This window comes from Nostoc sp. C057 (assembly GCF_013393925.1).
Classification (GTDB): domain Bacteria; phylum Cyanobacteriota; class Cyanobacteriia; order Cyanobacteriales; family Nostocaceae; genus Nostoc; species Nostoc muscorum_A.
Genome location: NZ_CP040281.1, coordinates 4,457,238 through 4,472,606 on the forward strand (window position 1 = coordinate 4,457,238; position 15,369 = coordinate 4,472,606).

The window sequence follows — 15,369 nt, forward strand, 5'->3', positions numbered from 1 at the left end:
TAAGGACGCAAAGGACGCTAAGTAAAAGAAGGAAGAAATACTTAACTGAAGTGGATTAGTTATTTATCTTAGTTTTGTATCATTTTTTTCTTTCGCCTTTACCTGAGATTCCAAAATTGCACCGTAGAGGGGGCTGGTTTCCATCAATTCCTCATGAGTGCCTTGGGCGACTAATCGACCTTTATCCATCAGAAAAATCCGATCGGCATTCTTGACGGTGCTAATGCGTTGAGCTACTACAAAAGTTGTACAAGCTTTTTGGCGCATTAAGCCATCTAGTTCGGCTTGAATATGGGCAGCAGTTTTGGCATCTACGGCCGAGGTACTATCATCCAAAATCAGAATACTGTAATCGGTTAGTAAGGTTCGAGCGATCGCAATTCTTTGTTTTTGCCCACCAGATAAACCTACGCCCCGTTCACCCACAATCGTCTCGTAGCCATCGGGTAAACTGATAATAAAATCGTGCATTTGGGCGGTTTTTGCAACCTCAATCACTTGCTCTAGGGTTGCATCGGGTTTAGCGTAGGCAATATTTTCGCGGATTGTGCCAGAGAAAAGGGTGGTTTCCTGAAATACAATTCCAATCCGCGATCGCAGGCTTTTAAGTGTGAAATCTTTGACATCTCGTCCGTCAATGCGAACTGCTCCCCCTGTGACATCATAAAAACGGGCAAGCAGGTTCATAATTGTGCTTTTCCCGGAACCAGTCATTCCGAGAACGGCGATTAGCTCTTTGGGCTTTGTTTCAAAGGAAACTTCTTTGAGGGTTTCAGTGGTGGCTCCTGGATAGCGAAAGGAAACATTTTCAAAGGTGATTCTACCAACGCAGGTGTCGAATGGAACAGCACCGGGGCGATCGCGGATTTCTACTTCTGCATCGACAACTTCATAGACTCGTTCAGCAGAAGCGGCTGATTGAGCGATCGCAGGTGCAGCAAATCCAATCAACAAAATAGGTTGGAGAATCAACGCCAGGTAGGAGTTAAACGCCACCAGTTCGCCAATGGAAAATCTACGCCCAATTACCTGCGCTCCCCCATAGCCGAAAACTGCCAGTGTGACAAAGTTACTCAGTAAAAAGATAAAGGGGAAGGTATTATGGATGGCGCTAATGGTCTTCATGTTTGCCCTGACTAGACCATCATTTAGAGTCGTGTAACGCGACCTTTCGGCTGATTCTCGGACAAAGGCTTTCACTACCCGTATTCCTAACAAGTTCTCTTGCAATACAGCATTCAGGTCGCTTAATTGTTCTTGTACTTGGCGAAAAAGTTTATTATTCCGACCGACAAATCTTGCCATCAGCCATGCTGATATTGGCACTGCTGTTAGGGTAATCAGTGCTAGTTCCCAGTTCATCACCAGCAAAATTACTGCAATAGTTACCAGTGTGACAACTCCACCAATGACCTGAATTAAGCTAGTACCAACAAAGGTACGGATCTGCTCAATATCGCTGGTGACACGGGTTAAGAGTTGGGAAGTCTGCGCCTGGTCATGATAGCTGAAACTGAGATTTTGAATTTTGCTGAAAATCTTGTTTCGCAGGTCATAAGCTACACCCTGAGAGGCTGCTTCTGCTAAATAGCTTTGTCCAAAGTTAAATAAACCACGGGCGATCGCGGCGAGTACCATCCAGGCGGCGCTATACAGCACAACTTGGAGGTTTTTTTGGGTAATACCCTGATCGATTCCCCATCTAAATAGTTGTGGGGTAACGGCATTTGCGATCGTCAACAGTAACAGGCTGACCAATGCTCCTAACGAAGTCCATCGGTAAGTGCTTAAACTTTTCAGCACACGCTGCATTGACTGTATCGACGAAGTTTCCTGGAGTTTTGGTTGCTGAACCACTAGAATTCACCCCTCTATCTTTGGAAAATTATCTCGCACTTTGATTGTAAAAAAACAACTGGTCTATGGGGAATATGGAATCTATTTATGATGAAAAGTTTAAATTTCAGTTCAAATTTGGGGACAACGGCATGGGAAGATACATCTTTGGCAAGCAAATACCGAAGAAAAGCAAAGAACAAGAATAATGGCTCAAAATTTTCATGACAATTCCCAAGTTTCCTCAGAGATGTCAACTGCTATCAGTCGCACAGCAAAGCCAAGTTCTGAGTTCTACTCTATTTTTTCGGAAGAAGAAATTTTAGGAATCATCTTTGCTTTAGAAATCAGACGAGAAATCCCATTAAAGTATTCTTATAAAGGTAGAGGTGCAAAAATTTGGGATGATTTTTATCAAAAATATATCATTCCTAGATGGTATCGAACATCCAATGTAGAAATTGAGCTTTTAAAAAATAACTTTAAATACTTTAATGACAATATTAAAAGTGGTAATAAAATCAATATAGTAGATGTTGGCGCAGGAAATTCCTATCCAGTTAAAGACTTTATACAAAGACTTAATAAATTAAATAAGGTTAATAAATATATTGCCTTAGATATTAGTGAAGAATTGCTTCATTTATCAAAGAAGAATTTTAAAAAATGGTTTCCTAAAGTCGAATTTATCAGTTCTACAATTGATATAGAAAATAATTGTGTACCAAAAACCTTATTTCAAAATAAAGCTGATCTTGAAATTGACAATACAGCAAAAATATTTTTACACTTAGGTGTTACTATTGGAAACCATCAAAATAGGGATAAGGTATTCAAAAACTTTAGAGAGAGCATGGGCAGAAATGATTTCTTAGTGTTCACTAATGAAATTGGCTCTAACTCTAAATGGGATGGAAACGTCAGAGGTGGCTGTAAGTATCATGTAGAAGAAATATATGGATGGGTTAAAAATAAGGTTGGGATTGAATCTGAAGATTGCGAATTGGTGAGAAAGTATGATTTAAAAACCGATAGTATAGTTGCTAATATGAGATTTAATCATGATTACACTATAAATTTCAGCCGGATGGGGATAAATAAAAAGATTGAAATCTCTGAAGGTGAAGAAATTACTATTTGGCGACATCATAAATATGAAATGCCTAAGCTTTTGCAAGAACTAGAACATTCTGGACTGCAACTTATTCAATATAGTACTGACAAATACAAATCACATATCATGGTAATTTGTAAGGTTGCCAGTAGTAGCTAACTTTTTCAATTACATGATACCAGAATTTTTTGAGAAGTCGGGTATCTAACTTTTCATGAATGATTGAGAATTGCTCTAGATACAATTATGGTAGATGGTGTCAAATATTTCGATTTCAATACGATTTAGTTAGAGCCAAAACCCTTAAATTGCGTAGGTTGAGTTCAAGAACGAAATCAGCCCTTTCAAGGTAGGTAAAAAAATTCCTCTTTAATCTCTTTACTCTGTGTTCTCTGTGCCTCTGCGGTTTAAAAGTAATTTTCTAACCACAGAGGCGCAGAGAGCGCAGAGAGAGAAAAAAAGAGATTTTACCAGCTACCTTGAAATGGCTAGGAACGAAATCCAACATTTCTGGGGCTTTGTTGGTTTACGCTTTGCTTAACCAAACCTAGAACTTTTCTTAACTGAACCGGATTAAGTTTGACTTGGTTTTTGTATCAATTAAATATACATCAAACGTGGTCTAGGTTGAGGAACTGAACGCCCTAAATCTTTAGCCGTTTCTATCCATTGCTGTATAACTAATTCTACATTATGCAGGGCTTCTTGATAAGTATCACCATCAGCAGCACAGCCTGATAATTCTGGTACTTCAGCAATGAAGGCTTGATCTAATTCACTCCAGTAGAGAATAATTTCATACCGAAACATCATTTTTAATTCCTAGCTTATACTTGATCATTACTGCCCGAACTTGTTTAATTTGATAGCTTTTAGCTTTGCCTTTTTTATGTTGCAGGTTCAATATTTCTTCAACATCGGCTTTGAAAAAAATACGATGATCGCCACGAATACGTTCTTCAAAGCCTAGTTTATATAAGAGTTGCCACAGTTGGGCGAAAGGGATGTCTGTATCAGAAGTCCCAGAGAGAATTTTGTCTAAGATTTTGTCTTGCTGACTCACGTTTTTCTGACTGCTTTAATGTTTCTATAGTCTCATATTTATTTAAAATCGGGGAATACAAAAGCAAATCTTTCTTTTTGCCCCTTGACTTGTATACGGCTCCACTGATTTACTTTCTTAAAGGAAATCCTAACTATTTGGATGTCACAGATGCTTGATTTAAAGAGATGTTTTGCACTGAGTTTAGGGTTGTTACCTCATTTTTAACTATTGTGAAGGTACATCATTTTGCTTGATAGTCATAGCTTGGTTATTTTTCTACAATGCGATCGCTTGTTTATAAAATAGAGAAATGCGATCGTATGCCAGACGCAACAAAAGGTATACCTGGCAAACACGGTGTATTAAACCTAACTTATAACCCTTTTACCCAAATTTACAAGTGATATAGGTAACTACAGAGGTCAAATTGTAAAGATTGCTCATATCATAATGCTGAGGTATAAATCCATCTCAGTCAAGGTTGAATATTGAGTAAGAAATATTACGCGAATATGAAGAACCGAATTCTAGGTGTAGCCGCATTTTTAACCACGATTAGTTTGACAACAAGCGTACAAGCAGCAAATTCTGAACATATTAGCCAATTATTGGCAACCAAGCAATGTCAAAACTGTGATTTGACTAATGCAGGTTTAGTAATGGCTGACTTATCTGGAGCTAATTTGAGCGGGGCTAATCTCACAGGTGCTAACCTTAGCCGTGCAAACTTGAGTGGCGCAGATTTGCGGGGTGCAAACTTGAGTGGCGCTAGTTTATTTGGTGTTAACCTGAGCGAAGCTAAATTTAGCGGGGCAAATTTGGCGGGTGCTGATTTGAGAAATACTTATCTAGCAAATGCAGAAATGAAGGGTGCTTACTTGAATGGTGCTAACTTCCAAGGTGCAGTTGGTATACCATCACAAATTGCTTCACCAGAAGAATTTTATGCTTTGGGTGTAGCGGAAGGTCAAAAAGGCAACCAACAGCAAGCAATCAGTTATTTTAATCAAGCGATCGCTATTAAACCAGAATATGCTGGTGCTTATTTAGCTCGTGGTGTCGCCCGTTACCAAATACTAGATAGACAAGGTGCATTCCAAGATGCCCAAGTTGCTGAAAAATTGTTTACATCCCAAAACAATGGCCCTGGAACACAAACAGCCCAAGCCTTTATTAAAGAACTGCAAACACCTGTAAATGATAAGGTAAGCCCTGGTAAACCCAGTTTCGTTGACTTTTTGGGAAGCCTTGGCTCAGTCTTGCTCCAGTTCTTCCCTTTCTGAGTGCTTTCTTTTTGAGGAGGAGAGTTGAAAGAATTCATAGCCAGTAAAGGTATTGTAATAAAAGCGATTACTGGATAAAACAAAAAATTTATATGACCTCAGTTTCTCCTCACAAAAAAGCCAAAGCCTTAAAACCTACCAGCCGCCGCCCTGCTAAAGAACTTTGTAGCGAGTGCGGACTATGCGATACATACTATATTCACTATGTCAAGGAAGCCTGCGCTTTTATTAATCAGCAAATAGGCGAACTTGAAGAAGAAACGCACACGCGATCGCGCCATCTCGACAACCCTGATGAGCTATACTTTGGTGTCCACCAAGACATGATGGCGGCGCGAAAACAGCAGCCCATCGAAGGCGCACAATGGACGGGTATTGTTAGCAGCATTGCGATTGAAATGCTCAATCGCGGCTTAGTTGAAGGTGTCGTCTGTGTGCAAAATACCAAAGAAGACCGCTTTCAACCCATGCCCATCATCGCCCGGACTCCAGAAGAAATACTAGCAGCGCGGGTAAATAAACCAACGCTTTCCCCTAACCTTTCCGTATTGGAACAGATAGAAAAATCGGGGATGAAGCGGCTATTAGTAATTGGTGTTGGTTGCCAAATCCAGGCGCTACGAGCCGTAGAAAAACAACTGGGTTTAGAAAAGCTGTATGTTTTGGGTACACCCTGCGTAGATAATGTTAACCGCGCCGGACTACAAAAATTCTTAGAAACCACCAGCCGATCGCCAGAAACAGTTGTGCATTACGAATTCATGCAAGACTTCCGGGTTCACTTCAAACATGAGGATGGCTCATCAGAAACAGTGCCTTTCTTTGGTTTGAAGACTAACAAACTTAAAGATGTCTTTGCCCCATCCTGTATGAGTTGCTTTGATTACGTTAACTCCCTAGCCGATTTAGTTGTTGGCTATATGGGCGCACCCTTCGGCTGGCAATGGATTGTAGTTAGAAATGACACTGGTAAGGAAATGCTAGATTTGGTGCAAGACCAGTTAGACACCCAACCAGTTACGTCTAAAGGCAACCGCAAGGAAGCTGTACAGCAAAGTATTCCCGCTTACGATAAAGGGGTGACTCTCCCCATGTGGGCAGCGAAACTGATGGGTGTGGTTATCGAAAAAATCGGCCCAAAGGGTTTGGAATATGCGCGGTTTTCCATTGATTCTCACTTTACTCGGAATTATTTATATGTAAAGCGAAATCATCCAGAGAAATTAGAAGCGCACGTTCCAGAGTTTGCCAAGCGTATTGTGGGGCAATATAAGTTACCAGAATAAATTGGGGCATTGGGATTAGGGGAGAGGTGACAGGTGATAGGTAATAGGGAATAATCTGTACCCTCTAACCTGTACCCTATTCCCTTCTTTACTCCCCAATCAGTTGTAACTACTAGCTTGACGAGTAAACATCAGGTGATACTGTCCCCCTAGTGCGATGAGTTCGTCATGAGTGCCTACTTCGATAATTTGACCGTGTTCTAGGACTACTACTCGGTCTGCTAGTTTTGCTAAGGCGAGACGATGGCTGACTACAACGGCTATTCTCCCCATTGCTAGAGTACGCAAAATGTTGTAAATCTCATGTTCTGTTTTGGGGTCAAGGTTCGCTGTTGGCTCATCAAGTATGAGTAGTTCGGCTGGAGACAGTCGCAACAAAGCACGAGCGATCGCTAATCTCTGCCATTGTCCCCCTGACAGATCAATACCACCTTCTAGCTGTTTGCCTAAGAGGGTTTCTAAACCTTGATCTAGCTTCTCAATTACTCTAGCCAAACCAGCCTCAGCGATCGCTTCCCCAATCGCCTCATCATCCTGCATTTTAGGTAAATTCCCAAAGGCAACATTCTCTCGCACGGTAGTCGGAAAGCGGGCGTAATCTTGCATAACTACATCAATCCGCGATCGCAAATCTTCTAATGGGAGCGATCGCAAATCTTGTCCATTCCAAATAATCGCACCTTGGCTAGGGTCATAAAGGCGACACAATAGCTTGGCTAAAGTGGTCTTACCAGCACCATTTTCACCCACCAATACAATCATCTCGTTGGGGTGAATTTTCAGATTGATATTTTTCAGGATGGGGTGATTACTATTGGGATAGGTAAAAGATAGATTTTTGATGCAAATACCTGTCTGCAATGCTTCACTTGATAAAGCTTGCCGATTCCCATTTCTTTGAAAGTTCTGATTGTTAACAGCCGATTCCTTGACTTTTCCCCATGCCTTTGATTGAGAACGGATAATTGCGGTTCTAATTCCAAAAGTTGGAAAATGGGCGTTGTTGCCAGTGCAATATCATATAACTCTGACCCACCAGACATAAAATTATCCAAACTTCGACGCACTTCTAAAATTACCCCAGTGTAAAGCGCCAAATCCCCTAGAGTATGAGTTCCACCTAGTACTCCCTGAACTACGTACAGATAAGGTAACGCAAAGCCTAAACCACTGAGTAAAGACCAACTAATAACCGCCGTTGTCCCCCGACGGCGAATCTGTTCCATTGCTCTAAAAATGGTGCGGTAAAGTCCGTGCCAACGTTCTAGTAGTAAGGGTTGCAAGCTAAACAAGCGTATTTCTTTGGCGTATATTTCCCCAGTTAAAACCGTTTTATATAAGTTCATTTCCCGAAGAACACTCGCTTGGGTTTTTTCTACCCTCCAAACTTGCTTACGGTATTTCCTTTCTACATACATAGCAGGAGTAACGCAGCTAAACAAAATTAGGGGTATCCACCAAGCAAGCGATACCGAAAGCAGTATGGCTGGAATGAAGATAAAAATTCCCTCTAGCATCATCACAAGCCTGACACAAAGCTCTGGAAGTCGTTGCATTCCCTTTTCGGTCAACTGCAACAAATTGAGCAAATCGGGTGTTTCAAACAGGGCAATATCTTCAAAAGTGGCAACCTTCTCAATCACTTGTCCTTGGATAAAGCCTGTAATGCGATCACGCAGGGAAGTATATACAAAGCTATTGATGTTAGCGATCGCATCACTTACCAAATTCACCAGCAGTGAACCTGCAAGACTGGAGAGTAGCAGAGGTTGGGCAAGTATCAAGGCGATCGCATTCTGCGTTGTTCCCGTACTCAATAAACGGGTAATTTCATCAATGATAGTCTTGTTGAGCCAAATAGCGATCGCTGGGCCTGCACCACCCAACAATGTCAAAATTGCCACATAGCGTAGCTCCTTTGGAACTACTTGCATCACCGTCGTCACACTCCGGCGAAATGCTTGGAATGGAGAGATTTCAATTATTTGCATGTAGTTTAAAGAAGCAAATAATAGCAAAGTTCCCAGACAGAGGTTGTGATCTCAATTTCCATGAGTAGCACTGATATCAAGCTAATAGCAGACAAAGCAAAAGCTTCGGTTGTCAGCTTTTATTACTCAAATTCACTTCATAACTTTGCAAGTAATTTTATATAATTATTTAAGACAGTATTTATACTAGTGTAAAATATAAAGTCTAAATTGATACATATTCTGAAATCTAACATTCAAAATGGCTAAAAGCTCAAGTACTGAACAGCAGCAGCGATTACAGCAATTGAGGCAGGGACTTCAGGATGATTGGGAACAGCGAAGCGAAAAATTAAAGCGGTTGCGAAGAGATTGTGCTATTGAAGCAGGTACCGCAGTAAAATTTCAATTAGAAAAACAGATTCAAGATGAACTGGCTAAACTGAACGATATCGATCGGCAGTTAAATGATATTGAAGCACAATTGCAATTGCTTTCTCATACAACAATAATCCCAAATACTATATCCAAGGTAAAAGTACATCAAACTCCTGAACTCCTATCAAACACTGGAATTATCGAAGTTTTTATATCTTATCAAAAAGATGATGAAAAATTGTTAAAAGAGTTAGTAGATAAACATCTCAATCATGTGGAGGGAATTAAAATTTGGCATGAAGGTAAAACTATAGGAGGACAAAACAATAAAGTTGAGATTGAGAAACACCTGAATTCATCTCATATAATTATGTTATTGATTAGTCCTAATTATCTCAAAGAATATAATAATAAATTTGAGATAAAGCTAGCGATAGAGAGAGAACAAGCTATAAAAGCTACTTTTGTTATTCCTGTACTTCTCACCAAGATTTTTGGTTGGGAACGATTTACTTTTGCTAATTTTAAGCTTGGGGATCTTGAGCCTTTACCTCAAAAAAATAAATTTATCACTGATAGAAAGGCGTGGCAAACTAACAATGATGCTTTTTGTTTTATTGCTGAAGGTCTTGAAAAAGTCAAGACAAAAATAGTAGAAAAAACATAAAATAACAACTTTTATTTCCTGACGGTTATGTCTTTGTCTCCAGGCTATAGCAAAAATATCAAAATAGTATTTATATACTCATCATCTGGTCGTAAAGATGAAAATCTTCGACAAGATTTAGAGAAGCACCTGAGTACATTGAAAGACTCAGGTGTCTTTATAGAATGGTGCAAATACCCTATTGACATATCACATTTTTCTGATGACACAAACAATCATACTTTTAATATTTTAGAAACATCTGATGTGGTTGCATTACTTGTTAACCCACACTTGATTTCTCTAATTCAAAATACAACTTTATTTTCTACTGAAATTCAGCGTATATTACAGCGAGGTAAACAGGAAGAAATTATTGTTGTACCTTTGCTCATTCGTGAAATTTACGGCTGGGAGAAAGTATTGGGTGATTTAAATCCATTGCCGAAATCTAGAATAGCCGTAAAGAGATCGTCAGACACTGATGGAGCTTTTCATAATATAGCTAAAGGTCTGGAAGAAATAATCGAAAAAATTAAACAATACCATCAAAATTTACAGGAATATAGGCAGATTTTTTATACTGCGATTCAGAATGAGTATCCTTTTAGTACTCAAACACTAAATACCTTAATCCAATTCAAGCAAAATTGGGAATTAAAAAATAAAGATATAGAATTCATAGAGCAAGAAATAACTGCCCAAGCAAAGCAAGAACACAATCAAAAATTACAACGGTATAAACAAGAATTTTTTCAGATAGTTCGGCGAGGCAATAGTCTCAGTGAGCAAGAGCGCGAGAGATTGAAAACCCTACAAAATGACTTAAGTCTTAAAGATGAAGTTGTAGCTAGAATCGAGAATGAAGTTACTGAAAACATTTCTCTTCAACCTTTTCGGCGACTTATTGGCTATGATAATCAAGCGAATCCAAACGTCGTTATTACTGCTATTGTGATTGTTGTAGTTGCTGCGCTTTTAGGATTTTGTAAATCTTCTCCAGAGACACAACTAACTAATTTAGAAAATCAAGGAGAAAATAAGCTTAAGATTGCTACTAAAAAGATTGATTATATAAAACGTGCCAATGACCACTATTTGCAAAAAAATTATCAAGCAGCAATTAAGGATTATACCCAAGCTATTGAAATTGCGCCTAAAAATGTTAACGCATATATACAACGTGGTTATGCTCAACATTATATACAAAAATACCAGGCAGCAATTGACGACTATACCACAGCTATTCGCCTTTCTCCTGACTTAGCTGATGCTTATGCAAATCGTGGTCTTGTTTATGATAAAAACTTACCAAATAAACAACAAGCAATTAAAGATTATCAAAAGGCAGAGACTCTATACAAAAAACAAGGAGCAAAAGATAAACTTAAAGAAATGCGTTCTAGGCTCAAGAGGCTTCAGCAGACAAAGCCCTGATTTTCCCATTAAATATATCTTAACCTCTACCAAATCGGATAATGATAATAAACAAGGATCACCTCTTACTTGTCACAATATCAGTAATGCGATCGCCTTCCATTAATTTCTCAAGCTCATTGGTTATGACTTTGTACTGGTTGAGCAAATTAACAACAATCAGAAGCTGACTGTGAGTGAATCATTCACACCAAAATACTTAAGATTTGTTCTACTGGCGGAATTAAGTACTCAGTTAGATCAATACTTACAGTGCTGTCCCGCAACTTGAGGAATGTCCACAAATTGCCACTAGTAAAGTACGGCGGAAATAAAGCACCCATTCCAAATGAATAAAATACTTACGCTGTATTCATTTTTAATTTTTAATTTTTAATTCCGCCTTGCGGTACTAATAACACTACCGTAGATAGTACAATATCGTTGCCAAAATAAGAATATGAAGAGGCAAGGAACTTCGTAGTAGAGTTATTGTTTCTCACCACGACAACTCAAAAACTACTTAACTTATTACCGCAGATAAACGCTACAATGATGCGGCAATTTAACCAGAGGATTCTGGCCATGTTTTACAAAAAAATAAATCTATATGCATAGACGAGCGTCCTTATCTTTGTTTTTAGGAGTATTCACGAGTTCTAGCTGTTTCATCTTCAGTGTAGTAGCTCAAGTCCCATCTAATTCGCAGCAGTCCTCGACTCGGAGTGAAGTTGAAGCTGCTAGTTGGTTTGAAGCCCATCGCACCCAGCCAGCCGCTTTACGAGCATTTGTACAGCGAATGCCGAAGGGAGGAGATATCCACAGTCATCTAAGCGGGGCTGTGTACGCAGAACACTATCTTGAGTGGGCTGCCACCGATGGGTATTGTGTGAATCCAAAGGCAGAGACATTAGTTGAACCAAAGGCTTGTGGTCAGGACAGTAGCTATTTTGCAGCTTCAGAATTGTTAAACCGAACATCTGTTTATGATTCCCTAATAAATCGTTGGTCTACTCGTAACCTCCCATTTGCTGGAAAATCTGGACACGACCAATTTTTTGAGGCTTTTAGTGGTTTTGGGACAATATCAGACTCTATGAGCCGTCGGGATGATATGGTTGCGTCAGTAGCAAATCGGGCAGCTTCGCAGCATATTACCTATCTAGAGTTAATGCTTACCATTCAGGGCAGTGAGGTTCGACAGCTAGGGCGTGAAGTTGGTTGGAATAAAGATTTGCAAGAGATGCATAGTCAATTGCTCAAACGAGGATTAACCAAGCTAGTGACACTTGGCAGCCAGCAATTAGCACAGTTGGAGAGCGAAGTCTCGAAAACACTCGGTTGCGGCACTCCATTGGCACAGCCTGGATGTGCAGTGACAGTGCGCTATTTACAGCAAACGACAAGAACAAAGTCGCCTGTTGAAGTGTTTGCTCAGTTAGCTTATGCCTTTGAATTAGCTTCATCGGAAAAGCGGGTAGTTGGCATTAATCTTGTTGCCCCGGAAGATAACCAGATTGCACTGCGCGACTACACTCTGCAAATGCAAATGCTGCAATTTTTAAAACGCCAATTTCCCAATGTCAAGGTGGCGCTCCATTCTGGAGAGTTAACTCTGGGGTTGGTTCCAACCGAGGATTTACGTTTTCATATTCGGCAAGCTGTAGAAGTGGCACAGGCATCTCGCATCGGACATGGTGTAGATATTCTTTTTGAGGAGCGTCCCTTCGAGTTGATGGAGCAAATGCGGCGACTCGGCGTGTTGGTCGAAATCTGCCTGACCAGTAATGAGGTAATTTTGAATGTCCAGGGAGATCAGCATCCCTTTAGGGAATATTGGAAGGCTGGAGTACCAATGACCCTTGCTTCTGATGATGAAGGCATTTCCCGCATCGATTTGAGTCATGAGTATCTGTTAGCAGCAACGAGATATGGGCTGGGATATAAAGACCTCAAGCGACTGGCTCGCAATGGCTTAGAATATAGTTTCGCTCCGGGAAATAGTCTCTGGAAGTCGCCTGAGTTTAAGGCAATGGTTGCAGCTTGTGCAAGCGATAGCCCTGGTGAAACTTCTGTTTCTCAAGGGTGCAATGCTTTTTTGCAAAAGAGCGATCGCGCCCGGATACAATGGCAGCTAGAGTCAGAATTTGCTCGGTTTGAGTCATTGGAGAACTGGCTTTGATTGACTTTCACGAAAATGTAGAGCAACGAATAATTTGACTGCAAGGACAAATTATATCATGTTCGACAAATCACTTATTAATATGTCATTGCGTTCGCCCTTGGCGTTCCCGCAGGGTATGCAACGAAGTGGAATGTAGCAATCACAAAGGTTCGGGATTGCTGCGCTTCTCTACGAGACGCTGCGCGAACGCTCGCAATGACATAAGTATTAAGTCGAACATGATATTAGAAGTCAAGTTTTTCATACCTGCAAACTTTACTGGAAAAGCATCTAAGTTCCTTTACCCCTCTTCGCAGTGCGAAGAGGGGTTAGGGGTAGAAGTTACGCCGGATAAATCCGCAATCTTCTATTTGGTTCTTCGCCAAAACTATGCGACTTGAGGCGATAATGTTCTACCAACTCATGTTGCATTTTGCGGACTTGCGGAGAACGTGGTAATAACTCAACTGGCTGTCCTTTCGGAATCACAATTTGCTCAACAGCAAGTCTAGCTTCTTCCAAGGCATCCATCTCATCATCGCTACCACTGTGCAAAAACAGTTGCAGTTCGAGGTCATCGGTCATTTCTGGGTCGTCCATGTTCAGCAACCGCCGCAAGCCACGGGTAATTTGCGGAATGGTGCTGGACTTAATCATGTGGATGGGGACATGACGGGCTTTGGCCATTTGGCGTAATTTGGCGTGGTTTTTGACGTGCGATCGCAGTGCTAAAATTGCATCAGCACTATCTATATCTTTTGTCAATACCACGGGTAAAGTTAGCACGCTAATTACCTGTTCTAGTTGATGGCGGCTAACGCCATAAGGGTAAACGTGCAGTGGCAAATCTTCACCATTTGGCCCTGGGTGTCTAGTCGCAGCATCTAAATCAATGCTCTCTGAATAATTGAAGGATTCATCCAGCAATCGATCAAACTCACTACGTCCAGTCACCCGTTCTACAGGCAATTGTGGCAGTGCAACCATTTGTCCCGAAGAACGCCAGCCATTAGATGGTCGCGCCGGTGGGAAAGATTCTTCCACTGTCCCTAACTGTCCACCGCGACCGTTGACAACAGCTAACTGCCTTGTCACCGCAACTTTGCCGTGGTCATCAACGGTTCTCGTTTGTGGGGTAGCCTGACGACCTCGCAGCAGATTATCTACTGTGTCAGCAACGCTTTCATGTACTACCCAGCGTTGGCGTTCCAACATTTCCACAGCAATTTCAAAGGTAGGAGGGGCTTTCCGCTCCAAAACAGTCTTTTGAGAGCCTCGCCGTCTGGCTTCGTCGTCTCCCAGCGTCACAGCTTGGATACCCCCAACTAAATCAGCCAGGGTAGGGTTTTTAATCAGATTTTCGATCTGATTCCCGTGGGCAGTACCTACCAACTGTACGCCCCGTTCAGCAATAGTACGAGCCGCTAAAGCTTCCAGTTCCGTGCCAATTTCATCAATGACAATGACTTCTGGCATGTGGTTTTCCACTGCCTCAATCATCACCTGATGCTGTTGTTCTGGATGAGCCACTTGCATCCGCCGAGCGCGACCAATGGCGGGGTGGGCAACATCACCATCTCCAGCGATTTCGTTGGAGGTGTCAATAATCACCACTCGCTTATGCAGATCGTCTGCCAATACACGAGCAATTTCCCGTAAGGCGGTAGTTTTGCCTACACCTGGACGACCGAGCATGAGAATCGATTTACCAGTCTCTACCAAATCGCGGATCATGCCAATGGTTCCGAATACCGCCCGACCAACGCGACAGGTCAAGCCAATAATCTTACCAGTACGGTTGCGGATCGCACTGATCCGATGCAAAGTTTGCTCAATTCCTGCTCGATTATCTCCACCAAAAATTCCGACTCGTTGAATGCAATCATCTATCTGTTCTTGAGTAACGGGTATTTCGCTCAGATACTCAGCTTGATTAGGAAAGCGAGCCTCTGGGCGACGACCCAAATCCAAGACCACTTCTACTAAAATATCTCGTTTGGGATGACTCTCTAGTACTTGTTGCAGGTCTTGGGGCAAAATGTCTAATAACTTTTGGAGATCGTCTGTAATCGTCATGCTTTCTATGGTGACGGAAACAACAGTAAATCAGATACTTTCAGCTTTTAACTGTTCTCAATAGCTCGTTCAATGCTCAAACCTCCTACCTTGACTATACAAACATAAATTAAACATAAGTTACAGTATCTTCTGGTACCTAGTAATTATGCTTA

12 protein-coding genes are annotated in these 15,369 nt (G+C 41.1%); 6 read left to right on the forward strand and 6 right to left on the reverse strand.

Annotated features, from left to right (window positions below; all coding sequences use genetic code 11):
• Positions 1-63 precede the first annotated feature (63 nt).
• Positions 64-1,857, reverse strand: coding sequence for an ABC transporter ATP-binding protein (locus FD724_RS19170; RefSeq protein WP_179073717.1), 1,794 nt, complete (start codon positions 1,855-1,857; stop codon positions 64-66).
• Between the two features lie 187 nt (positions 1,858-2,044).
• On the opposite strand from FD724_RS19170, the gene FD724_RS19175 reads away from it, so the two are divergent.
• Positions 2,045-3,109: an L-histidine N(alpha)-methyltransferase gene (locus tag FD724_RS19175; protein WP_179073718.1), complete on the forward strand. Its 1,065-nt coding sequence runs from the start codon at positions 2,045-2,047 to the stop codon at positions 3,107-3,109.
• Between the two features lie 441 nt (positions 3,110-3,550).
• On the opposite strand, the gene FD724_RS19180 is transcribed toward FD724_RS19175, so the two are convergent.
• On the reverse strand, positions 3,551-3,763 hold the full coding sequence (locus FD724_RS19180) for a type II toxin-antitoxin system HicB family antitoxin (protein WP_114083101.1): 213 nt from the start codon (positions 3,761-3,763) through the stop codon (positions 3,551-3,553).
• Positions 3,747-4,013, reverse strand: coding sequence for a type II toxin-antitoxin system HicA family toxin (locus tag FD724_RS19185; RefSeq protein WP_179073719.1), 267 nt, complete (start codon positions 4,011-4,013; stop codon positions 3,747-3,749). The genes FD724_RS19180 and FD724_RS19185 overlap by 17 nt, the downstream gene beginning before the upstream one ends.
• Positions 4,014-4,507: 494 nt before the next feature.
• Here FD724_RS19185 and FD724_RS19190 point away from each other — a divergent pair, with 494 nt between their 5' ends.
• Positions 4,508-5,278, forward strand: a complete 771-nt coding sequence (locus FD724_RS19190; protein ID WP_114083103.1) for a pentapeptide repeat-containing protein — start codon at positions 4,508-4,510, stop codon at positions 5,276-5,278.
• A 92-nt stretch (positions 5,279-5,370) separates the two neighbouring features.
• A complete protein-coding gene (locus FD724_RS19195) occupies positions 5,371-6,564 on the forward strand; it encodes a Coenzyme F420 hydrogenase/dehydrogenase, beta subunit C-terminal domain (RefSeq protein ID WP_179073720.1) in 1,194 nt (397 codons plus the stop codon).
• 99 nt (positions 6,565-6,663) lie between these two features.
• Here the strand turns inward: FD724_RS19195 and FD724_RS40355 are convergent, their stop codons facing one another.
• Positions 6,664-7,425 (reverse strand): ABC transporter ATP-binding protein, encoded by a 762-nt coding sequence (locus FD724_RS40355; protein ID WP_218651468.1) that lies wholly within the window; start codon positions 7,423-7,425, stop codon positions 6,664-6,666.
• On the reverse strand, positions 7,359-8,555 hold the full coding sequence (locus FD724_RS40360) for a hypothetical protein (protein WP_218651469.1): 1,197 nt from the start codon (positions 8,553-8,555) through the stop codon (positions 7,359-7,361). The genes FD724_RS40355 and FD724_RS40360 overlap by 67 nt, the downstream gene beginning before the upstream one ends.
• 241 nt (positions 8,556-8,796) lie before the next feature.
• On the opposite strand from FD724_RS40360, the gene FD724_RS19205 reads away from it, so the two are divergent.
• The 3 genes from FD724_RS19205 (at position 8,797) to FD724_RS19215 (ending at position 13,156) form a co-directional block, all read left to right on the forward strand.
• Positions 8,797-9,579 carry a toll/interleukin-1 receptor domain-containing protein gene (locus FD724_RS19205; protein ID WP_179073721.1) on the forward strand — a complete coding sequence of 261 codons (783 nt, stop codon included), beginning with the start codon at positions 8,797-8,799 and terminating at the stop codon, positions 9,577-9,579.
• Positions 9,580-9,606: 27 nt separating this feature from the next.
• A complete protein-coding gene (locus FD724_RS19210; RefSeq protein WP_179073722.1) occupies positions 9,607-10,995 on the forward strand; it encodes a tetratricopeptide repeat protein in 1,389 nt (462 codons plus the stop codon).
• Positions 10,996-11,584: 589 nt separating this feature from the next.
• On the forward strand, positions 11,585-13,156 hold the full coding sequence (locus tag FD724_RS19215) for an adenosine deaminase (protein WP_179073723.1): 1,572 nt from the start codon (positions 11,585-11,587) through the stop codon (positions 13,154-13,156).
• Positions 13,157-13,480: 324 nt separating this feature from the next.
• Here the strand turns inward: FD724_RS19215 and FD724_RS19220 are convergent, their stop codons facing one another.
• The gene (locus tag FD724_RS19220) at positions 13,481-15,214 is read right to left on the reverse strand and encodes a R3H domain-containing nucleic acid-binding protein (RefSeq protein ID WP_179073724.1); all 1,734 of its coding nucleotides are present in this window, start codon (positions 15,212-15,214) and stop codon (positions 13,481-13,483) included.
• Positions 15,215-15,369: the final 155 nt, after the last annotated feature.

Bases quoted from the DNA above. Each gene is read 5' to 3' on its own strand.
- FD724_RS19175 (WP_179073718.1), top strand. From the start codon at position 2,045: ATGGCTCAAAATTTTCATGACAATTCCCAAGTTTCCTCAGAGATGTCA.
- FD724_RS19180 (WP_114083101.1), bottom strand. From the start codon at position 3,763: ATGATGTTTCGGTATGAAATTATTCTCTACTGGAGTGAATTAGATCAA.
- FD724_RS19190 (WP_114083103.1), top strand. From the start codon at position 4,508: ATGAAGAACCGAATTCTAGGTGTAGCCGCATTTTTAACCACGATTAGT.
- FD724_RS19195 (WP_179073720.1), top strand. From the start codon at position 5,371: ATGACCTCAGTTTCTCCTCACAAAAAAGCCAAAGCCTTAAAACCTACC.
- FD724_RS40360 (WP_218651469.1), bottom strand. From the start codon at position 8,555: ATGCAAATAATTGAAATCTCTCCATTCCAAGCATTTCGCCGGAGTGTG.
- FD724_RS19205 (WP_179073721.1), top strand. From the start codon at position 8,797: ATGGCTAAAAGCTCAAGTACTGAACAGCAGCAGCGATTACAGCAATTG.
- FD724_RS19210 (WP_179073722.1), top strand. From the start codon at position 9,607: ATGTCTTTGTCTCCAGGCTATAGCAAAAATATCAAAATAGTATTTATA.
- FD724_RS19215 (WP_179073723.1), top strand. From the start codon at position 11,585: ATGCATAGACGAGCGTCCTTATCTTTGTTTTTAGGAGTATTCACGAGT.
- FD724_RS19220 (WP_179073724.1), bottom strand. From the start codon at position 15,214: ATGACGATTACAGACGATCTCCAAAAGTTATTAGACATTTTGCCCCAA.